Here is a 21,274-nt window from a genome sequence, read left to right as displayed (position 1 = left end):
CATGACCATCACCATCAAGACGCCCGAACCCCGCAGCGACGGCGCGAGGACCTTCCTCGCCCGCCGGCAAAAACAGATCCTCATCGACGGCGTGTGGCGGGATGCCGGCATCGGCCACCGCTTCGAAACCTTCGATCCGGCATCCGGCAGGCTGCTCGCCGAACTCGCCGAAGCCACAGCATCGGATGTCGATGAAGCCGTCGCCAGCGCCCGTGCCGCGCTGACCTCGAAGGAATGGAAAGGCATGACGCCTTCGGCACGCGGCAAGCTTCTGTGGAAGATCGCCGAGCTGATCGACGCCCATGTCGAGGAACTGGCCGAACTGGAAACGCTCGATCAGGGCAAGAGCTTCAAAACCGGCCGCTTCGGGGAAATCCCCGCATCGGCAGAACAATTTCGCTATTTCGCCGGCTTCTGCACCAAGATCCTCGGCACGACAATCCCGACTTCGATCGCCTACCAGCCGGAGGGCAAGCAGATCTTCGCCTACACCACGCGGGAACCGGTCGGCGTCGTCGCCGCGATCACGCCGTGGAACTCGCCCATGCTGATGGCGGCGATGAAGCTTGCGCCCGCGCTCGCCGCCGGCTGCACCGTGGTGCTGAAGCCCGCGGAGGAAACCTCGCTCACCGCCATCCGCCTCGTCGAACTGATGCTGGAGGCGGGCCTCCCGAAGGGCGTCGTCAACCTCGTCACCGGTTTCGGCGAAGTGGTCGGCGCAGCCCTCACCGCCCATCCCGATGTCGACAAGGTCGCCTTTACCGGCTCGACCGAGGTCGGCAAGCTGATCGTCTCGGCCGCAGAGGGAAACCTCAAGAAGCTGACGCTCGAACTCGGCGGCAAGTCACCCGCCATCGTCATGCCGGATGCCGACATGGCGCTCGCCATCCCCGGCATCGCCCGCGGCATCTTCTCCAATTCCGGACAGGTCTGCGTCGCCGGCTCACGCGTCTATGCCCACCGCGCCGTCTATGACGCGGTCGTCGAGGGCCTGTCGAAGGCGGCCACAGCCCTCACTCTCGGCCACGGCCTCGATGCCGGCACCGATCTCGGCCCGCTGGTCAACCGCAAGCAGGCCGACCGCGTGGCGGGCTTTATTGCGGAAGGCCGGTCGGAAGGCGCGGAGATTACCTCCGGCGGCAACCAGACCGGCGAATTCGGTACCTTCTTCGAACCGACCGTCGTCACCTCGGTCCGCCCTGATATGCGCATGATGCGGGAAGAGATCTTCGGCCCCGTCGTCGCCGTCACCCCCTTCGACGATCCGGAAGAGGCGATTGCCTATGCCAATGACAGCCCCTACGGCCTCGCCGGCAGCGTTTGGACACAAGACCTGTCATCTGCCCACCGGCTCGCCGCCCGTGTGAAGGCCGGCACCATCTGGATCAACTGCCATTCCTATTTCTCCCCCGAACTGCCGAAGGGCGGCCACAAGCAATCCGGCTGGGGCTATGAGAACGGCGCCCCCGGCCTCGAAAACTATCTGGAGACGAAAACCGTCTGCGCGGTGATCTGACGGTTTCCATCTCCGACTTTCGACCGGGGTGATTGCCCCGGCAAACCCATGCTAAGCCTTTGAGCGAATGCCGTTCGGGAGAAACGGCGGAATGCGGAGGAACAGCATGGATTTCAACCTGAGCGATCAGCAGCAGGCCTTCGTCGACATGGCGACGGAATTCGCCGACGACGAACTGGCGCCTTTCTCGCTGGAATGGGACCAGAAGAAGCACTTCCCGGTCGACACCTTGAGGAAGGCAGGAGGCCTTGGCCTCGGCGCGATCTGCGTCGCCGACGATGTCGGCGGCTCCGGCCTCGGACGGCTCGACACCGCCCTCATCATCGAGGCGCTCGCCACCGGCTGCCCGACGGTCGCCGCCTATATCTCCATCCACAATATGTGCGCGACGATGATCGACCGCTACGGCACGCCCGAGCAGCGCGAGGAACATCTGCCCGCTCTTGCCACCATGGACGCGCTGGCGAGCTACTGCCTGACGGAGCCCGGCTGCGGCTCGGATGCAGCGGCACTCAAGACCCGTGCGGTGCGCGATGGTGATGACTACGTGCTGACGGGCCAGAAGCAGTTCATCTCCGGCGCTGGCGCCAGCACCCTCTACATCGTCATGGCGCGCACCGGCGAGGATGGACCGAAGGGCATTTCCGCCTTCCTCGTGTCCAGCGATGCAGAAGGCCTTACCTTCGGCGCCAATGAGAAGAAGATGGGCTGGAATGCCCAGCCCACCCGCGCCGTCATGCTGGATAGCGTGCGTGTGCCCGCAAGCCAGCGGCTCGGCGCGGAGGGCGCTGGCTTCCGCATCGCCATGTCCGGGCTGGACGGCGGCCGCCTCAACATTGCCGCCGCCTCGCTGGGCGGAGCGCGCGCAGCGTTCAAGAAGGCGACGACCTATGTTCAGGAACGCAAGGCTTTCGGCCACGCGCTTGCCGATTTCCAGTCCCTGCAGTTCACCCTTGCCGACATGGCCATCGACCTCGAAGCGGCCCGGACCTTCCTCTGGCGGGCAGCAACCGCTTTGGACGACAAGGCTTCAGACGCCACTGTTCTCTGCGCCATGGCCAAGCGGCTGGTGACCGACCGCTGCTTCACGGTCGCCAACCAGGCCTTGCAGTTGCATGGCGGCTATGGCTATCTCGCTGAATACGGTATTGAAAAGATCGTCAGGGATCTGCGCGTGCACCAGATCCTGGAGGGGACCAACGAGATCATGCGGGTGATCGTCGCCCGCTCCATCCTCGGAAAATAAAGACCAGAAGAATCAGGGGGAGACGGGATATGCGCTATCTTTCGGCGGAAATGACGGGCGAGGATGTGCTGACGGGACGACAGGGCAGCCTCGGCCTGATCCTACTCAATCGCCCGCGAGTGCTGAACAGCCTGTCGCTCGACATGGTGAGGGCGATAGAGGAAGCGCTGGACCGTTTCGAAAAGGACCCCGAAATCGCCTCTGTACTCATGACCGGCGAAGGGGAACGCGGCCTTTGCGCCGGCGGCGACATCCGCAGTTTCTATGAAAGCGGCAAGGCCGGCGACGGACGTGCATCCGATTTCCTGCGGGCGGAATATCGCATGAACGCCCGCATCGCCTCCTATTCGAAACCCTATGTGGTCTTCATGGAAGGCATCACCATGGGCGGAGGCGTCGGCGTTTCCAGCCACGGAAGCCACCGCATCGTGACCGATACGACGAAGCTCGCCATGCCGGAAACCGGCATCGGTTTCTTCCCCGATATCGGCGCCACATGGCTCCTGGCGAAAGCGCCAGGTGAACTCGGCACGCTGATGGGCCTGACGGGCGAAACGATCGGTGCGGCCGATGCCATCGAAGCCTGCTTCGCCGACTGGTTCGTGCCGGCCTCCGCCCTTGCCGATCTTGCCGAGAAGCTGACGATCCTTCTGCCCGGCACCACGCCCAAGGATGTCTCGCTACTGGTGGACGCCGCCGCAACCCCACCGCCCAAAGGCGAGTTCGCCGATAACCGGACGCTGATCGATCGGTGCTTCGGCTTCGACACTGTCGAGGAAATCGAAGCCGCTCTCGCCTCGGAAACCGATCCGTTTGCGGCCAGGGTCCGCGCTGCCATGATGGCGAAATCGCCGACCAGCCTGAAGGTGACGCTGGCGCTGCTGAAAGCCGCACGCAAATCGTCCGACCTCAGGACCTGCCTTGAACGGGAGTTTGCCGCGACCGCCCAGATCGTGCACACGCCGGATTTCTACGAGGGCATCCGCGCCGCCATCATCGACAAGGACCGCAATCCGAAGTGGTCGCCGCCGAGCCTGGACGCCATAGGCGCCGACATCGTCGAGCCGTTCTTCAAGCCGCATCCGCAGCCCTTGTTCGGCTGAACTCAGGACGGCAGGCGAACCACCATCTCCATTTCCATCTGGAGATCGGGTCCGGCGAGCGCGGCAACGCCTATGCCGGTCAGGCTTGGCTTCGCGCCATCCAGAAAAGCAAGCACGGCGGGCATCGCCTCCCCGACCCGTTCCGGGGTGAGGTCGGTCACATAGAGCCGCACCATGGCGATGTCGCCGGGCGTCGCCCCAACCGCATCGAGCGCCGACCTAGCATTGGCGACCACCAGCCGTGCCTGTTCGGCAAGATCGTCGGGCGCGCGCTCACCGCCCGGCTGCCACGCCACCTGCCCCGAAATGAAGGCAAGCCGCCCCGGCTCCACGGTGGTAATCTGCGAATAGCCCAGCGCACCCGCATCGGGCAGCGTCGGCGGGTTCAAACGGCCAAGGGTTTGTGTCATGTCTCCGTTCCTTCCTGTCGTCATCGGCGGGTCATCTCGCGGCCTGCGCCGGACGGGATTGCTATAGCCGGTCGATTGACGAACGGACGTCGACACAGAAGCGAACCATCGGAGTGTTCATGCTGCGCGCCAATCTGAGCGATATCCAGGTCTTCATGGCCGTCGTCGATGCCGGGAGCTTCGTTGCCGGCGGCAAGGCCATGGGGCTGTCGCGCTCGGCAGCGGGAAAGGCGGTTCTCCGCCTTGAGGAGCGCCTCGGAACGCGCCTCCTGAACCGCACCACCCGCACGCTCAGCCTGACCGATGAAGGCCGGATCTTCTACCAGCATGGCCTGAGGATCTTCGCCACCGTTGACGAGGCCGAAGCAAGCGTCGCCGGAACCACCGGCACCCCGCGCGGAGTGCTGCGGCTGACAGTGCCCGATGCCTTCGGGCGGCTGGTCATACTGTCGATTATCCGCAGATATCTGGCGGACTGGCCAGAGGTGCAGGTGGAGATGAGTTTCACCGATCGTGTCGAGGATATCGTCGAGGAAGGCTTCGACCTCGCCATCCGGATCGGCGTTACGACGTCCGATTCCCGCATGGTGTCCCGCGTCATCGCCCGTTTCAGGGCGATGCTCTGCGCCGCGCCCTCCTATCTGGCCGCGCGCGGCGAACCTGAAGATGTCGATGATCTCGCAGCCCATGACTGCCTGATCTTTACCAGCCGCAACCAGAAGCAGGCTTGGCGCTTTCCCGGCAAGGATGGCGGCTGGATCAAGGCACCGGGCCGCAGCCGCCTTCGGCTGGACAGCGGGGAAGCGCTGAAGGACGCCGCTATCGCAGGGCTTGGCATCGCCCTGCTTCCCGATTTCCTCGTGGCAAGGGATCTCGCCGAAGGTCGCCTGCGACAGGTGCTTCCAGAGCTTCAGTCCGGCGATGTCAACATCGTCGCGCTCTATCCCGACAAGCGCCTGCTGGAACCCCGGGTCAGGCGTTTCATCGACCTGATGACGGAAGAACTCCGGCCCTGATTTCGAGAGGATGCCGGCGCGCTCCCGCGCTCACTCGATCTCGTAAGGGTTGGCGTTGCGGACCTTGTGATCCACCACCAGCCGGTGCTTGAGCGGCGGCACGGCGCGGCTGGTGCATTTCACCCGCTCGCAGATCCGGCAGGAAATGCCGATCGGATCGAAAGCCGCGCGGTTGGAAAGATCGAGATCGTCGGCATAGACGAACTGGTCCGCATAGGAAATCTCGCAGCCGAGCGCCAGCGCATAGCGGGGCTGTGCCGCCCGGAAGCCGAGCGTGCCCTTGTTCACCTGCGTGGCGATGCAGAGATAGCGCACGCCGTCAGGCGTCTCCGCAAGCTGACGAATGATCCGCCCCGGCGCCTCGAAGGCCTGATGCGCATTCCACAGCGGACAGGCGGCGCCGAAGCGGGCAAACTGCAGGCGGGCGGCGCTGTGCCGCTTGGTGATGTTGCCGGCCCGGTCGATGCGAGCGAAGAAGATCGGCACCCCCTTCTGTCCCGGGCGCTGCAAAGTGGACAGCCTGTGGCAGACCTGCTCCAGCGACGCTCCGAAACGGGCCGCCAGCAATTCGATATCGTGGCGCAGTTCCCGCGCCGCCTGCAGGAAATTGCGATAGGGCAGTATCAGCGCGCCGGCGAAATAGTTGTGCAGCCCGATGCGACAGATCTCCACCGCCTCCTCGGTGCGGAACCCCGCCGACTTCAGCACCTGATCGATCTTGGTTTCCGCGTGAAGCTGGGCGATCTGCGTGGCGATCTGGAAGTCCCGTGTCGGCACCGAGGCATAGCGGCTCAGCGTCAGGATGCGCGATTTCGGATCGTAGCGGCGGATCGCCTCGTCGCCGGCATCGCCGCGCACCACGCGAACCCCGTAGCGACTTTCGAGGAAGCCGGTCATCGCGGCGTAATTCTCGCCCTCGCCGAGCTTGAGTTCCGCCGCCAGCCCCTCGGCCATCTGGTCGATGTCGTGAATATAGTTGTCGACGAAGTGGAAAAAATCGCGCACCTCCTCGTAGGAGGTCGTCTCGTTAGCCGTCGCGGCACCCGCACGGTCGGCATAGCTTGCCAGCTGCTCGCCGTTTCGCCGATAGGCCTGATGACAGTTGATCAGCGCATGGGCGAAGCCCGGCGCGTTCTGGGTGATGAGCTTCAGTTCCTGCAGGCTCGGCGAATAGGTTTCGAACAGCGGATCCGACAGCGCCTCCGTCAGCGCCGAAAGCAGGCGGTCGTTCTGGCCGGAGGAAAGTTCGGTGATATCGATCCCGAATTTTTCAGCGAGCGCCAGAAGCACCGAGGCAGAAACCGGCCGCTGGTTGTTTTCGATCTGGTTGAGATAGCTGGTCGAGATACCGATCATGTCGGCGAACTGGGCCTGCGTGGCCGCACTCGCCTGCCTGATTTCGCGGACCTTGCGGCCGATAAAGAGCTTGCCGATCGCCATTTGCAATTTCGCATTTTTCAGTTTGCAAATTTATAAATCCACAATTGCACCTGTTCAATCATTTTCTTTGCCTCGCCAGACGTTTAAGGGCACAAATCATCCTGAAAAGCTTCATGAATATGTCGGGAGGCAGCATGCGAACGGTATTGGAACAGCTCGAGGCGCGTCGCGCCGAGGCGCATCTCGGCGGCGGCCAGCGGCGCATCGACGCCCAGCACGCCAAAGGCAAGCTGACGGCGCGCGAGCGCATCGAGGTTCTGCTCGATGAGGGCTCCTTCGAAGAATACGACATGTATGTCACCCATCGCTGCACCGATTTCGGCATGGAAAACCAGAAGGTCGCCGGCGACGGCGTCGTTACCGGCTGGGGCACGATCAACGGTCGTCAAGTCTATGTCTTCTCGCAGGATTTCACCGTCCTCGGCGGCTCGCTGTCCGAAACCCATGCCCAGAAGATCTGCAAGATCATGGATATGGCGCTGAAGAACGGCGCCCCGGTGATCGGCCTCAACGATTCGGGCGGCGCCCGCATCCAGGAAGGAGTCGCCTCGCTCGCCGGTTATGCCGACGTGTTCAAGCGCAATGTCGATGCCTCTGGCGTCGTGCCGCAGATCTCGGTCATCATGGGCCCCTGCGCCGGCGGCGCGGTCTATTCGCCCGCCATGACCGACTTCATCTTCATGGTGCGCGACAGCTCCTACATGTTCGTGACCGGCCCCGACGTCGTGAAGACGGTGACGAACGAAATCGTCACGGCCGAAGAACTCGGCGGCGCATCGACCCACACCAAGAAGTCGTCGGTTGCCGATGGCGCCTATGAAAACGACATCGAGGCGCTGGAACAGGTTCGCGTGCTGTTCGACTTCCTGCCGCTCAACAACCGCGAAAAGCCGCCGCTTCGTCCCTTCCACGACGACCCGGCCCGCATCGAGAACCGTCTCGACACCCTGATCCCGGACAGTTCCAACAAGCCCTATGACATGAAGGAGCTGATCTACGCTCTGGCCGACGAGGGCGATTTCTTCGAAATCCAGGAAGCCTTCGCCCGCAACATCATCACCGGCTTCCTCCGGCTGGAAGGCCAGACGGTCGGCGTCGTCGCCAACCAGCCGATGGTGCTCGCCGGCTGCCTCGATATCGACTCCTCGCGCAAGGCCGCCCGTTTCGTCCGCTTCTGCGACGCCTTCAACATTCCGATCCTGACGCTGGTCGACGTTCCCGGCTTCCTTCCCGGAACCAGCCAGGAATATGGCGGCGTCATCAAGCATGGCGCGAAGCTGCTCTTCGCCTATAGCCAGGCCACGGTTCCGATGGTGACGCTGATCACCCGCAAGGCCTATGGCGGCGCCTACGACGTCATGGCCTCCAAGCACATCGGCGCCGATATCAACTATGCATGGCCGACCGCCGAAATCGCCGTCATGGGCGCCAAGGGCGCGACCGAAATCCTCTATCGCTCCGAGCTCAACGATCCCGAAAAGATCGCCGCCCGCACGAAGGAATACGAGGAACGCTTCGCCAACCCCTTCGTCGCCGCCGAACGCGGCTTCATCGACGAAGTCATCATGCCGCATTCCTCGCGCCGCCGCATCGCCCGTGCCTTCGCCTCGCTGCGCAACAAGCAGCTCGGCACGCACTGGAAGAAGCACGACACGATCCCGTTGTAAGGGAAAGACCGATGGCTGATCTTCCCGACATGACCAAGCACAAGGGCTTCCCGTCAGGGATGCCCGGTACCGGTGTGCAATTTACGATCCGCCGCGCCAATCCGAAAGGCGTGACCCCGCTCAAGGCCCTGCCCCGCAAGGCCCGCCCGGGCACCAAGGAACACCGCATCGACGCGGCCTTCCTGCATGCCCTCTGGCACCACTTCGGCGACGAGCCCTTCGAGCGCGGCAACCTGGATGCCGCCCGACTGAATCTTCTTTTCGGCCGTGAAGTCATCGCGGCGGACAAGGATTTCGATCCGCTTTCCTACGAGTCCATGCTGGTGATCAACGAAAAACTCGCCCGGCAGAACTTCCCGGAATCTTTTGACGACGTATTCGAGGTGTGACGGTGACCATCAAGAAAATCCTCATTGCCAACCGTGGCGAAATCGCCTGCCGGGTCATCAAGACCGCGAAGAAGATGGGCATCCAGACCGTCGCCGTCTATTCCGATGCCGACCGTGACGCGCTGCATGTGAAGATGGCTGACGAGGCCGTCCATATCGGTCCGGCTCCGTCCAACCAGTCCTATATCGTCATCGAGAAGATCCTCGAGGCGATCCGCAAGACCGGCGCCGATGCCGTTCACCCGGGCTATGGCTTCCTGTCGGAAAACGCCGTCTTTGCCGATGCGCTCGCCAATGAAGGCATCACCTTCGTCGGCCCGCCGGTCGGCGCGATCCAGGCCATGGGCGACAAGATCACCTCCAAGAAGCTCGCCGCCGAAGCCGGCGTCTCCACGGTTCCGGGCCATATGGGCCTGATCGAGGATGCCGACGAGGCCGTGAAGATCTCCGACCAGATCGGCTACCCGGTCATGATCAAGGCATCCGCGGGCGGCGGCGGCAAGGGCATGCGCATTGCCTGGAATGCCGAAGAAGCCCGCGAAGGCTTCCAGTCATCGAGGAACGAAGCGAAGAACTCCTTCGGCGACGACCGCATCTTCATCGAGAAGTTCGTCACTGAGCCGCGCCACATCGAAATCCAGGTGCTCGGCGACAAGCACGGCACCGTGCTCTATCTCGGCGAACGCGAATGCTCGATCCAGCGCCGTAACCAGAAGGTCATCGAGGAGGCCCCATCGCCCTTCCTCGACGAAGCTACCCGCAAGGCCATGGGCGAACAGGCCGTGGCGCTCGCCAAGGCCGTGGGTTACCACTCCGCCGGCACGGTCGAGTTCATCGTCGACGGCAAGCAGAACAAGTTCTACTTCCTAGAAATGAACACCCGCCTGCAGGTGGAACACCCGGTCACCGAGCTCATCACTGGCCTCGACCTCGTCGAGCAGATGATCCGCGTCGCCTCCGGCGAAAAGCTTTCCTTCGGCCAGGCGGACGTCAAGCTCAACGGCTGGGCGATCGAAAGCCGCCTTTATGCCGAAGACCCCTACCGCAACTTCCTGCCCTCCATCGGCCGCCTGACGCGTTATCGCCCGCCGGTCGAAGGCAAGGAGGATGACGGCACCGTCGTCCGCAATGATACCGGCGTCTACGAAGGCGGCGAGATTTCGATGTATTACGACCCGATGATCGCCAAGCTCTGCACCTGGGCGCCCGACCGTCTGACCGCGATCGACGCCATGTCGAAGGCGCTCGACAATTTCGAGGTCGAGGGCATCGGCCACAACCTGCCCTTCCTCTCCGCGGTGATGCAGCAGGAGCGCTTCCGCTCCGGCAAGCTGACCACGGCCTATATCGCCGAGGAGTTCAAGGACGGCTTCACCGGCGTCGCCCCGGACGAGAAGGCCGCCCGCAAGCTCGCGGCCATCGCCGCCGTCATCAACCAGACGCTTCAGGACCGCGCCGTCCAGATTTCCGGCACCATCGGCAATCATCCGCGCAAGGTCGGCAGGGACTGGGTGGTCGCGCTCGCCGGCCATTCCTTCCCGGTGACGGTTGGGACCGGCACGGACGGCACCACGATTGCCTTCGCCGATGACGGCAAGTGCTCGGTCACCGGCGGCTGGCTTCCCGGCCAGAGCCACACGGTCTTCCATGTCGATGGCGAAGCCGTCGGCGTGAAGATCAACCTCGCAGGCGCTGCGATCCGCCTGCGCTGGCGCGGCATGGATGTCATGGCACGCGTCCGCTCGCCGCGCGTCGCCGCGCTTGCCAAGCTGATGCCGGAAAAGCTGCCCCCGGATACGTCGAGGATGCTGCTCTGCCCGATGCCCGGCGTCATCACCTCGGTCGCCGTCAACGAGGGCGATCAGGTGGAAGCCGGTCAGGCGCTCGCGACCGTCGAAGCCATGAAGATGGAAAACATCCTCAAGGCGGAAAAGCGCAGCGTGGTGAAGAAGGTCGCCGTCAAGGCCGGCCAGAGCCTCGCCGTCGACGAACTGATCATGGAGTTCGAATAAGGAATACGGCTCGGAGGAGGTAGACACGGGGAAGACGAAATGGATTTCCCTTTTGTTTTCAACCTCCCTCCCCGCCGTTCATCCCCGACCGATTGCGTCATGTCATCATGGGGCCGTTGCTTCATCGGATACACTGCGAGGCGTCGCGGCGAGAAGCAACCGGCGCCCGGTGCGGGGAAGAGACGCAAGAGCCGTATCGGGGGTTCGTGGAATTGGGTCCTCTCGCTGAAAAAGCGACGTGCCGTGACGGCAGAGTGGCGGACGGCAGCCGGTGAAACCCCGGCGCCCTTTGAAACCCGGCAAGAAGGCTGCAAACCGTGGCCTTGACTGCCGGACGCGAAATCGGGACGAGCCGATTTCTGTTCGTGCGAGGAACCCGGACCGCGGGCAAAAACCGCTGAACGGGGTGCCGGAAGGTGCCACTTTTATACACTAAACGAGGCAGCTCCGGCGCCCCGTCCGATCCAAAGCATGTCGCGCAAAAGTGTTGAGCGGTTTTGCGGCAACGACATGCGACAAGACAAAGTTTCCAAAGCCACGGCCCCGCGCGCGTGGTTAAAGGCGCAGGAGGAAAATGGATGTCGAGCGAGAAGACCATCAAGGACTGGGAAGCCCTGGCCGAGAAGGAGCTGAAGCGTCCGGCCGAGACACTGACCTGGCACACGCCAGAGGGCATCGACGTCAAGCCACTCTACACGGCCGAAGACCTTGAGGACATCGACCACCTGAAGTCCCTGCCGGGGTTTGCGCCTTTCGTTCGTGGTCCCCGCGCCACCATGTATGCCGGCCGTCCCTGGACGATCCGCCAGTATGCCGGCTTCTCGACCGCGGAAGCATCCAACGCCTTCTATCGCAAGGCGCTCGCTGCCGGCCAGCAAGGCGTTTCGGTCGCCTTCGACCTTGCCACCCATCGCGGCTACGACTCGAACCATCCGCGCGTCGAAGGCGATGTCGGCAAGGCCGGCGTGGCGATCGACAGCGTCGAGGACATGAAGATCCTGTTCGACGGCATTCCGCTCGAAAACATTTCCGTCTCCATGACCATGAACGGCGCGGTCATCCCGATCCTCGCCAACTTCATCGTCACCGGCGAGGAACAGGGCGTTTCTCGCGACAAGCTTTCCGGCACCATTCAGAACGACATTCTCAAGGAGTTCATGGTCCGCAACACCTACATCTACCCGCCGGAACCCTCGATGCGCATCATTGCCGACATCATCGAGTACACAGCCAAGGAGATGCCGAAGTTCAACTCCATCTCGATTTCCGGCTACCACATGCAGGAAGCCGGCGCGACGCTGGTGCAGGAGCTGGCCTTCACGCTGGCCGATGGCCGCGAATACGTTCGCGCCGCACTGAAGAAGGGGCTCAACGTCGACGAGTTCGCCGGTCGCCTGTCCTTCTTCTTCGCCATCGGCATGAACTTCTTCATGGAAGCAGCCAAGCTTCGCGCCGCCCGTCTGCTCTGGACCCGCATCATGCAGGAATTCGAGCCGAAGAAGGCTTCGTCGCTGATGTTGCGCACCCATTGTCAGACCTCCGGCGTCTCGCTGCAGGAACAGGACCCCTACAACAACGTCATCCGCACAGCCTATGAGGCGCTGTCCGCAGCGCTCGGCGGCACCCAGTCGCTGCACACCAATGCTCTGGATGAAGCTATCGCGCTGCCGACCGAGTTCTCGGCCCGCATCGCCCGCAACACCCAGCTCATCCTGCAGAACGAGACGGGCGTCACCAAGGTCGTCGATCCGCTTGCCGGTTCCTACTATGTCGAGAGCCTGACCGATGAACTGGCGACCAAGGCCTGGGCGCTGATCGAGGAAGTCGAGGCCCTGGGCGGCATGACCAAGGCCGTCGATGACGGTCTGCCCAAGCGCCTGATCGAGGAAGCCGCGACCCGTCGCCAGGCCGCCGTCGACAAGGGCGAGGAAGTCATCGTCGGCGTCAACAAGTTCCGCCTGGAGAACGAGGAGCCGATCGACATTCTGGAGATCGACAACTCCGCGGTCCGCGCCTCACAGATCAAGCGTATCGAGGAAACCAAGCGCCGCCGCGACACGAAAAAGGTCGAGCAGGCGCTGGCCCGCCTCACCGAGGTCGCCCGCACCGGCGAGGGCAACATCCTCGAAGCAGCCGTCGATGCCGCCCGCGAGCGTGCCACCGTCGGCGAAATCTCGGATGCCATGCGCGCCGTCTTCGGCGACCATGCCGCAGTCCCGAAGGTCGTGCGCAACATCTACGGCAAGGCCTATGAGGGCGATCCGGAACTCTCGATCCTCTCCGACCGCCTCGACAGCTACAGAAAGGCGAAGGGCGCGGCTCCCCGCATTCTCGTCGCCAAGCTCGGCCAGGATGGCCATGACCGCGGCGCCAAGGTGATCGCATCCGCCTTCGGCGACATCGGCTTCGACGTCGTCGCCGGCCCGCTCTTCCAAACGCCGGACGAAGCAGCCGACCTCGCGGTTGCCGAAAAAGTTCACGTCGTCGGCATGTCGTCACTCGCAGCCGGCCACAAGACGCTGGCGCCGCAGCTCGTGGAAGCCCTGAAGGCCAGGGGCGCGCAAGACGTCATCGTCGTCGTCGGCGGTGTCATTCCCCGGCAGGACTACGACTACCTCATGGAACACGGCGTCTCCGCCGTCTTCGGCCCCGGCACCAACGTCATGGACGCCGCCCGCTCCGTCCTCGACCTCGTCGAGGGACGCCTGCGCAACGACTGAAAATACGATTTCTGGGACCGCTTCCCGGCGCTTCCGGGAAACGAAGGGTACGGAACCTCGGCGGCTGTACTCGGGATGCCTTTACATAAGCCTGACGCCTGTGGCTCACCCCCCTCTGGCCTGCCGGCCATCTCCCCCTCAAGGGGGGAGATCGGATGGCCGACACCGCTCGATCCCCACAAAACAAGTGTCTTGGGATCTTGGCGAACAGAGGTTGGGAAGCCGAAGACCAGCCGTTCTGCCGATCTCCCCCCTTGAGGGGAGATGCCTGGCAAGGCAGAGGGGGGTACCAAGGAACGCAACGCCATCAGGCGCGCAAGGCGCAACCTCACCCCCGTGACACCAGCCCGACCTTCGCCCCCGAATTCCCGATGAAACCGCCGACATTCGCCTGAACCGATTCCCGCAGGAATTCGATCACGGTGCGGATGCGCGCCACCTGCCTCAGATCGTGGTGGCAGGCGATCCAGTAGTGACGCAGCAGGTCCACCTCGTCTTCCAGCACCACCTGCAGTTCCGGATATTGCTGGGCGATGAAGAGCGGCAGCACGCAAAGACCAAGCCCGCTACGTGTCGCGGTCAGCTGCGAGAAGATGCTAGAACTCTGGAAATTCGGCCGGATCTTCGGATGAATGTCGCCGAGATAGTCCAGTCCCGGCGCAAAGATCATGTCCTGCACATAGCCGATGAAGGCGTGCTCCAGCAGGTCGTCGCGGGTCTTCGGCACGCCTCGCGCCTCCAGATAGCCACGCGTCCCATAGATCTGCAGATGATAGTCGGTGAGCTTCTCGGAAAAATAGGGGCCAGCTTTCGGCGGATCGAGAACGACCGCGAGATCGGCCTCCTTGCGCGACAGCGCCATGATCTGCTGGATCGTCACCAGTTCCAGCGAGATGTTCGGCTGGCGGACGAAGAAATCAGTCAGCGTGTGGCTGAAGAAGAAATTGGAAAAACCCTCCGGCGCGGAAAGCCTGACGACGCCGCGCTGGGCGGTTGCACCGCCCTCAAGCTCGGCCTGCAGCCGCTCCGTCTCCTGCTCGATCTTCTCGGCCGTCTCGACGAAGCGCTGGCCCATGCCGGTCAGCACATAGCCGCGCGGATTGCGCTCGAAGAGCTTCACCTTCAGCGCGAACTCCAGCCGGTCGATCCGCCGCGACACCGTCGCATGGCTGGTCCTGAGCTGCCGGGCGGCTGTCGAAAGCTGGCCGGTCCGGGCAACCGCGAGGAAGAATTGCAGGTCGTCCCAGGTAAAATGTCCGTTGCTCATCGCCCCTCCCATCTGTTCAAAAACGAACAGACCCTGTTTGCAATTAGTTAAGCCATGCGCTTGCGTCAACCGGGACTTTCCGGGATCATGCATTCCTGACATGCCGTTCTGAGGAGGGCGGCTGGTCAATTTTGAACAGGCTCGCACCTGCACTCTGGGAGGAGATCAAATGCGAAACAAGCTTATCGCGTCTATGGCTATTCTTTTGGCAAGCAGCACGGCGGCCCTTGCCGATGCTTCCGATGGCAAAGTGAAGATCGGCATCCTGAACGACCAGTCCGGCGTCTATGCCGACTTCGGCGGCAAGTCCTCCGTCGAAGCAGCCAAGATGGCGGTCGAGGATTTCGGCGGCAAGGTGCTCGGCGTTCCCGTCGAGATCGTTGATGCCGACCACCAGAACAAGGCCGACATCGCCTCCAACATCGCCCGCCAGTGGTTCGACACCGACCAGGTCGACGCGATCATGGAACTGACCACTTCTTCCGTTGCGCTCGCCGTCCAGGCCATCGCCAAGGAAAAGAAGAAGATCGACATCGTCACCGGCGCTGCCACCACCGAACTCACCGGCAAGCAGTGCAGCCCCTACGGCTTCCACTGGGCCTATGACACCCATGCGCTTGCAGTCGGCACCGGCGGCGCGCTGGTGAAACAGGGCGGCGACAGCTGGTTCTTCCTGACCGCCGACTACGCCTTCGGCTACTCGCTCGAACAACAGACCAGCGACTTCGTGAAATCATCAGGTGGTAACGTGGTGGGATCGGTTCGCCACCCGCTCGCCACCACCGACTTCTCGTCCTTCCTGCTGCAGGCCCAGTCCTCCGGCGCCAAGGTGATCGGCCTCGCCAATGCCGGCGCCGATACCCAGAACGCCATCAAGCAGGCCGCCGAATTCGGCATCACCCAGGGCGGTCAGCGTCTTGCAGCGCTTCTCTTCACGCTCGCCGAAGTCCATGGCCTCGGCCTCGAGGCGGCACAGGGCCTGACGCTGACGGAAGGCTTCTACTGGAACCGCGACGAGGAGAGCCAGAAGTTCGGCAAACGCTTCTTCGAACGCACCGGCAAGATGCCGAACATGATCCACACCGGCACCTATTCCGCCGTGATGCAGTATCTGAAGGCGATCGACAAGGCCGGCACCGACGAGACGGAAGCCGTTGCCAAGCAGCTGCATGAACTGCCGGTGGACGACGTCTTCGCCAAGGGCGGCAGCGTCGGCCCGAACGGCCGCATGTTCCACGACATGTACCTGCTCGAAGTGAAGAAGCCCGGCGACAGCAAGGAGCCCTGGGATTACTTCAACGTGCTTGCCACCATCCCGGGCAAGGAGGCCTATATCGATCCCGCCAAGAGCGGTTGCGAGCTGGTCAAGTAAGCCCGGCCGGTCGCGATGACGAACGCTACGGCACACATCAATGAGGAGTCGCGGGTGGTCTTGTCCGCCCGCGGTCTCCGCCGCGACTTCGGCGGCTTCACCGCCGTGCGCGATGTCGATCTCGACGTCCATCACGCGCGGGTCCACGCACTGATCGGCCCGAACGGGGCCGGCAAGACGACCGTGTTCAACCTGCTGACCAAGTTCCTCCAGCCCTCGGCCGGAACGATCAATCTGCTCGGCACCGACATCACCCGGACACCGCCCGACAAGGTGGCGCGCATGGGTCTTGTCCGCTCCTTCCAGATTTCGGCGGTCTTCCCACACCTTACCGTGCTCGACAATGTCCGCGTGGCATTGCAGCGGCCGAATGGCCTTGCCCATCAGTTCTGGCGGCCGCTTGCCGCACTCGACACCCTGAACGAGCGGGCCGAACAGCTGCTGGCCAGCGTCGGTCTTTCGAAGGAGCGCGACATCGTCGCGGCGGACCTCTCCTACGGTCGCAAGCGCGTCCTGGAGATTGCGACCACGCTCGCGCTCGATCCGAAGGTGCTGCTGCTGGACGAGCCGATGGCCGGCATGGGCCAGGAAGACGTCAGCGTCATCGCCGACCTGATCCGTGAAGTCGCGAGAACCCGCGCCGTGCTGATGGTCGAGCACAATCTCTCGGTCGTCGCCAATATCTGCCATCACGTAACCGTGCTGCAGCGGGGCGAGATCCTCGCCGAAGGCAATTACGAGACGGTCAGCAACGATCCGCGCGTCCGCGTGGCCTATATGGGCACGGAGGAGGCCTGACATGACGGCACTTCTGGAAGTCCGAAACCTCAATTCCTGGTACGGCGAAAGCCATATCCTGCATGGCGTCGACATGAATGTCGGCGAAGGCGAGACCGTCACCATTCTCGGCCGCAACGGCGTCGGCAAGACGACGACGCTACGCACCGTCACCGGCATCGTCCGGGCTCGCAAGGGCGAAATCCGCTTCGCCGGCAAGGACATGATGCAGGTGCCGCTGCACCGCACCGCCCATCACGGCATCGGCTTCGTGCCGGAAGAACGCGGCATCTTCTCGACACTCACCGTGTTCGAGAACCTGATGCTGCCGCCGGAAGTCGCCAAGGGCGGCATGACGCTGGACGAGATCTTCGAGCTCTTCCCCAATCTCCACGAACGCAGGAACAGCCCGGGCACACGCCTTTCCGGCGGCGAACAGCAGATGCTCGCCATCGCCCGCATCCTGCGCACCGGCACCCGCCTGCTGCTACTCGACGAACCGACGGAAGGCCTTGCCCCCGTCATCGTGCAGCGCATTGGCGAGGTGCTGAAGACACTCAAGCAGAGAGGCATGACCGTGCTTCTGGTCGAACAGAATTTCCGCTTCGCAAGCCGCGTCGCCGACCGCTTCTACCTGATGGAGCACGGCCAGATGGTGGCCGAGTTCAAGGTGGGCGAGCTGCCCGAACGCATGGACATGCTCCATAAAGTGTTGGGGGTCTGATGCCATGACGATGATATTCGGCGTTCCCCTCCAGGCCCTGCTCGGGCAATTGCTGATCGGCCTCATCAACGGTTCCTTCTATGCGCTGCTGTCGCTCGGGCTGGCGATCATCTTCGGCCTGCTCCGGATGATCAACTTCGCCCATGGCGCGCAATACATGCTCGGCGCCTTCGTGGCCTATCTGCTGCTGACCTTTCTCGGCATCGGCTACTGGCCGGCGCTGATCCTTGCGCCGCTGATCGTCGGCATCCTCGGCGCGATCGTCGAGCGGCTGTTCCTGCGGCGGCTCTACGATCTCGATCCGCTCTACGGCCTGCTCTTCACCTTCGGTCTGGCGCTGACCATCGAGGGCACCTTCCGCTATCTCTACGGCTCGTCCGGACAACCCTATGCAACACCGCCTGCCCTTTCCGGCGGCACCAATCTCGGCTTCATGTTCCTGCCGATCTATCGCGGCTGGGTCGTCGTCGTCTCGCTCATCGTCTGCATCGGCACATGGCTGCTGATCGAGAAGACCAAGCTCGGCGCCTATCTCCGCGCCGCGACGGAAAACTCGACGCTGGTGCAGGCCTTCGGCGTCAACGTGCCGGTGCTCCTGACCTTCACCTACGGTCTCGGCGTGGCGCTCGCCGCCTTTGCCGGCGTACTGGCCGCTCCGGTCTACCAGGTGTCGCCGCTGATGGGTTCCAACATCATCATCGTCGTCTTCGCGGTCGTCGTGGTCGGCGGCATGGGCTCGATCATGGGCGCCATTCTCACCGGCTACATGCTGGGTATCGCGGAAGGCCTGACAAAGGTATTCTATCCGGAAGCCTCCAATATCGTGATCTTCGTCATCATGGCGATCGTTCTTCTCATCCGGCCCGCGGGCCTCTTCGGTCGGGATGCGTGACATGGCTCATTCGACAACAACGACAACCACCCCGGCGCATTCAGCAGTTCCGGCAAGCGGCACGGCTGCGGTCGCACGCACCGTCCTCATTGCCATCGGCCTCATCCTGCTGATCGTCGCGCCCTTCTTCCTCTATCCGGTCTTCCTGATGAAGATCCTGTGCTTCGCGCTGTTTGCCTGTGCGTTCAACCTGCTGCTCGGCTATACCGGCCTGCTCTCCTTCGGCCATGCCACCTTCTTCGGCGGCGCGGCCTATTTCACCGCCCATGCAGTGAAGGAATGGGGCTTCTCGCCGGAACTCGGCATTCTCGCGGGCGTGCTGGGTGCTGCCGTTCTCGGCCTCATCATGGGCTTCTTCGCCATCCGCCGGCAGGGCATCTACTTCGCCATGATTACGCTCGCCCTCTCGCAGATGTTCTTCTTCTTCTGCCTGCAGGCCGAGTTCACCCATGGCGAGGACGGCATCCAGTCGGTGCCGCGCGGCCATCTCTTCGGCTTCATCGATCTCTCGCAACCGCTCAACATGTACTATCTGGTGCTGGCGATCTTCGTCATCGGCCTCTTCGTCATCTGGCGCTTCATCAACTCGCCCTTCGGCATGATCCTGAAGTCGATCCGCGAAAACGAGGCGCGCGCCGTCTCGCTCGGCTATTCCGTCGCCCGCTACAAGCTCGGCGCCTTCGTGATGTCCGCGGCGCTGGCCGGCCTTGCAGGCGCGGTAAAGGCGCTGGTCTTCCAGTTCGCCACGCTGACCGACGTCACCTGGCAGATGTCGGGCGAGGTGATCCTGATGACATTGCTCGGCGGGATCGGCACGCTGATCGGGCCGGTGGTCGGCGCCGGCCTCGTGGTGACGCTCGGCAACTACCTCGCAACCACCGGCTTCCCGGTGACCATCATCACCGGCATCGTCTTCATGGTCTGCGTGCTGCTCTTCCGGCGCGGCATCGTCGGCGAGTTCTACGCTTCGAGGATCGGCCGCAAGCTCGGCTTCGAATACCGGCGTTAAGCCTGGGCCGGCATCCCGCCGGCTCCGGCACATTGACACAACATATCGGAATGCAGCCGCGCGGACAGCCGTTCGCGCGACGGTACCCTGCGGAGTAAAACATGGAGAGTTACGACTACATCGTCATCGGAGCAGGTTCGGCGGGATGCGTCCTGGCCAACCGGCTGTCCGCCGACCGGAACACCCGCGTCCTGCTGCTGGAAGCCGGCGGTTCCGACAATTACCACTGGATCCATATTCCCGTCGGATATCTCTATTGCATCAACAATCCGCGAACCGACTGGTGCTTCACCACGGCGAAGGAAGAGGGCCTGAACGGCCGTTCGCTCAGCTATCCGCGCGGCAAGGTGCTTGGTGGCTGCTCGTCGATCAACGGCATGATCTACATGCGCGGCCAGGCCCGCGACTACGACCAGTGGCGGCAGATGGGCTGCGAAGGCTGGGGCTGGGACGACGTGTTGCCCCTCTTCCGCAAATCCGAGGACTTCTACAAGGGCGCCGACGAGATGCATGGCGCCGGCGGCGAATGGCGCGTCGAAAAGGCCCGCGTCCGCTGGGCGGTGCTCGAAGCCTTCCAGCAGGCGGCGAAGGAGGCCGGCATCCCCGAGACTGCCGATTTCAACCGCGGCACCAACGAGGGTTCAGGCTATTTCGACGTCAACCAGCGCTCCGGCATCCGCTGGAACACCGCCAAGGCCTTCCTGCGCCCCGCCGCCAAGCGCGGCAACCTGACGGTGCTGACCAAGGCCCATGTCATGCGCCTCCTGATCGAGGACGGTGCGGTCACCGGCGTCGAGGTGCATCATGACGGTGTGGCGAAACGCTTTACGGCCCGCCGCGAGACCGTGCTCTCCGCCGGCGCCATCGGCTCGCCGCAGATCCTCGAACTCTCCGGCGTCGGTCGCGGCGACGTGCTGCAGCAGGCAGGGATCAATGTGGTGAAAGAGGTTCGCGACGTCGGTGAAAACCTGCAGGACCACCTGCAGCTCCGCATGGCCTTCAAGGTCACCGGTGTTCCGACGCTCAACGAGAAGGCGTCGAGCCTCTATGGCAAGGCCGCGATCGGGCTGGAATATCTGCTGAAACGATCCGGCCCCATGGCCATGGCGCCGAGCCAGCTCGGCATCTTCACCCGCTCCGGTCCCGACAAGGAAACGCCGGACCTGCAATATCACGTCCAGCCGGTGACGCTGGAAAAGTTCGGCGAGCCCGTCCACCCCTTCCCGGCGATCACCGCAAGTGTGTGCAATCTTCGTCCGGAAAGCCGCGGCTCGGTGCATCTGAGCGCTCCCGACTTCGCCGCCAAGCCGGTGATCGCGCCGCATTATCTCTCCGCCCCCGCCGACCGCGACATCGCGGTCAGGGCCATCAGGCTGACGCGGCGGATTGCCGAACAACCGTCCTTTGCCCGCTATCGCCCGGAAGAATTCAAGCCCGGTCCGCGCTTCACAAGCGACGAGGAACTGGCCCATGCCGCAGGCGACATCGGCACCACCATCTTCCATCCGGTCGGCACCTGCCGCATGGGCTCCGACGATCAGAGCGTCGTCGACCCGCGCCTCAGGATGCGGACGCTGAAGCGGCTCAGGATCGCGGATGCCTCGATCATGCCGACCATCACCTCCGGCAACACCAACTCACCGACAATCATGATCGCCGAAAAGGCGGCCGAAATGATCCTGGCGGACAACCGCTGATCCCGCGAAGGAAGGAA

At 63.3% G+C, this 21,274-nt stretch carries 17 protein-coding genes; 14 read left to right on the top strand and 3 right to left on the bottom strand.

The genetic code is table 11. The annotated features are described in order from the left end of the window. Position 1: 1 nt before the first annotated feature. The 3 genes from NBH21_RS15970 to NBH21_RS15960 all read left to right on the top strand — a co-directional run bounded on the left by NBH21_RS15970 (position 2) and on the right by NBH21_RS15960 (position 3,865). Positions 2-1,516 (top strand): aldehyde dehydrogenase family protein, encoded by a 1,515-nt coding sequence (locus NBH21_RS15970; protein WP_250915241.1) that lies wholly within the window; start codon positions 2-4, stop codon positions 1,514-1,516. A gap of 106 nt (positions 1,517-1,622) precedes the next feature. After that, entirely contained in the window at positions 1,623-2,762 is a 1,140-nt protein-coding gene (locus NBH21_RS15965; protein WP_250915240.1) for an acyl-CoA dehydrogenase family protein, read from the top strand. A 29-nt stretch (positions 2,763-2,791) separates the two neighbouring features. Beyond that, positions 2,792-3,865 carry an enoyl-CoA hydratase/isomerase family protein gene (locus NBH21_RS15960; protein WP_250915239.1) on the top strand — a complete coding sequence of 358 codons (1,074 nt, stop codon included), beginning with the start codon at positions 2,792-2,794 and terminating at the stop codon, positions 3,863-3,865. 2 nt (positions 3,866-3,867) lie between these two features. Here the strand turns inward: NBH21_RS15960 and NBH21_RS15955 are convergent, their stop codons facing one another. Further along, complete coding sequence (locus NBH21_RS15955) at positions 3,868-4,275, bottom strand: RidA family protein (RefSeq protein ID WP_250915238.1); 408 nt, start codon at positions 4,273-4,275, stop codon at positions 3,868-3,870. Between the two features lie 119 nt (positions 4,276-4,394). On the opposite strand from NBH21_RS15955, the gene NBH21_RS15950 reads away from it, so the two are divergent. After that, positions 4,395-5,291 carry a LysR family transcriptional regulator gene (locus NBH21_RS15950; protein ID WP_250915237.1) on the top strand — a complete coding sequence of 299 codons (897 nt, stop codon included), beginning with the start codon at positions 4,395-4,397 and terminating at the stop codon, positions 5,289-5,291. Between the two features lie 30 nt (positions 5,292-5,321). Here NBH21_RS15950 and NBH21_RS15945 read toward each other — a convergent pair whose 3' ends face one another. Beyond that, positions 5,322-6,731 carry a helix-turn-helix domain-containing protein gene (locus NBH21_RS15945; protein ID WP_250915236.1) on the bottom strand — a complete coding sequence of 470 codons (1,410 nt, stop codon included), beginning with the start codon at positions 6,729-6,731 and terminating at the stop codon, positions 5,322-5,324. 134 nt (positions 6,732-6,865) lie between these two features. Here NBH21_RS15945 and NBH21_RS15940 point away from each other — a divergent pair, with 134 nt between their 5' ends. From NBH21_RS15940 to scpA, 4 genes are all read left to right on the top strand, one after another. Further along, positions 6,866-8,398 (top strand): acyl-CoA carboxylase subunit beta, encoded by a 1,533-nt coding sequence (locus tag NBH21_RS15940; protein ID WP_250915235.1) that lies wholly within the window; start codon positions 6,866-6,868, stop codon positions 8,396-8,398. An 11-nt stretch (positions 8,399-8,409) separates the two neighbouring features. Then, positions 8,410-8,787: a hypothetical protein gene (locus NBH21_RS15935; RefSeq protein ID WP_250915234.1), complete on the top strand. Its 378-nt coding sequence runs from the start codon at positions 8,410-8,412 to the stop codon at positions 8,785-8,787. Beyond that, complete coding sequence (locus NBH21_RS15930; RefSeq protein WP_342452014.1) at positions 8,784-10,799, top strand: acetyl-CoA carboxylase biotin carboxylase subunit; 2,016 nt, start codon at positions 8,784-8,786, stop codon at positions 10,797-10,799. The genes NBH21_RS15935 and NBH21_RS15930 overlap by 4 nt, the downstream gene beginning before the upstream one ends. 578 nt (positions 10,800-11,377) lie before the next feature. After that, the gene (gene scpA, locus NBH21_RS15915) at positions 11,378-13,519 is read left to right on the top strand and encodes a methylmalonyl-CoA mutase (protein ID WP_250915233.1); all 2,142 of its coding nucleotides are present in this window, start codon (positions 11,378-11,380) and stop codon (positions 13,517-13,519) included. A 328-nt stretch (positions 13,520-13,847) separates the two neighbouring features. Here scpA and NBH21_RS15910 read toward each other — a convergent pair whose 3' ends face one another. After that, positions 13,848-14,786, bottom strand: a complete 939-nt coding sequence (locus NBH21_RS15910; protein WP_250915232.1) for a LysR family transcriptional regulator — start codon at positions 14,784-14,786, stop codon at positions 13,848-13,850. A 169-nt stretch (positions 14,787-14,955) separates the two neighbouring features. Here NBH21_RS15910 and NBH21_RS15905 point away from each other — a divergent pair, with 169 nt between their 5' ends. The 6 genes from NBH21_RS15905 to NBH21_RS15880 all read left to right on the top strand — a co-directional run bounded on the left by NBH21_RS15905 (position 14,956) and on the right by NBH21_RS15880 (position 21,257). Further along, entirely contained in the window at positions 14,956-16,158 is a 1,203-nt protein-coding gene (locus NBH21_RS15905; protein ID WP_250915231.1) for an ABC transporter substrate-binding protein, read from the top strand. A gap of 15 nt (positions 16,159-16,173) precedes the next feature. Next, positions 16,174-16,956, top strand: a complete 783-nt coding sequence (locus NBH21_RS15900; protein ID WP_250915230.1) for an ABC transporter ATP-binding protein — start codon at positions 16,174-16,176, stop codon at positions 16,954-16,956. 1 nt (position 16,957) lies between these two features. After that, positions 16,958-17,659, top strand: coding sequence for an ABC transporter ATP-binding protein (locus NBH21_RS15895; RefSeq protein ID WP_250915229.1), 702 nt, complete (start codon positions 16,958-16,960; stop codon positions 17,657-17,659). Between the two features lie 4 nt (positions 17,660-17,663). Further along, complete coding sequence (locus tag NBH21_RS15890) at positions 17,664-18,551, top strand: branched-chain amino acid ABC transporter permease (protein WP_250915228.1); 888 nt, start codon at positions 17,664-17,666, stop codon at positions 18,549-18,551. 1 nt (position 18,552) lies between these two features. Further along, positions 18,553-19,560 (top strand): branched-chain amino acid ABC transporter permease, encoded by a 1,008-nt coding sequence (locus NBH21_RS15885; protein WP_250915227.1) that lies wholly within the window; start codon positions 18,553-18,555, stop codon positions 19,558-19,560. A 101-nt stretch (positions 19,561-19,661) separates the two neighbouring features. Further along, positions 19,662-21,257: a GMC family oxidoreductase gene (locus tag NBH21_RS15880; RefSeq protein ID WP_250915226.1), complete on the top strand. Its 1,596-nt coding sequence runs from the start codon at positions 19,662-19,664 to the stop codon at positions 21,255-21,257. Positions 21,258-21,274: the final 17 nt, after the last annotated feature.

The organism is Ciceribacter sichuanensis (genome assembly GCF_024055605.1).
Lineage (GTDB): Bacteria > Pseudomonadota > Alphaproteobacteria > Rhizobiales > Rhizobiaceae > Allorhizobium > Allorhizobium sichuanense.
The sequence above is the reverse complement of the archived record's forward strand: the minus strand, read 5'-3'. Positions and strand labels throughout refer to the sequence as shown.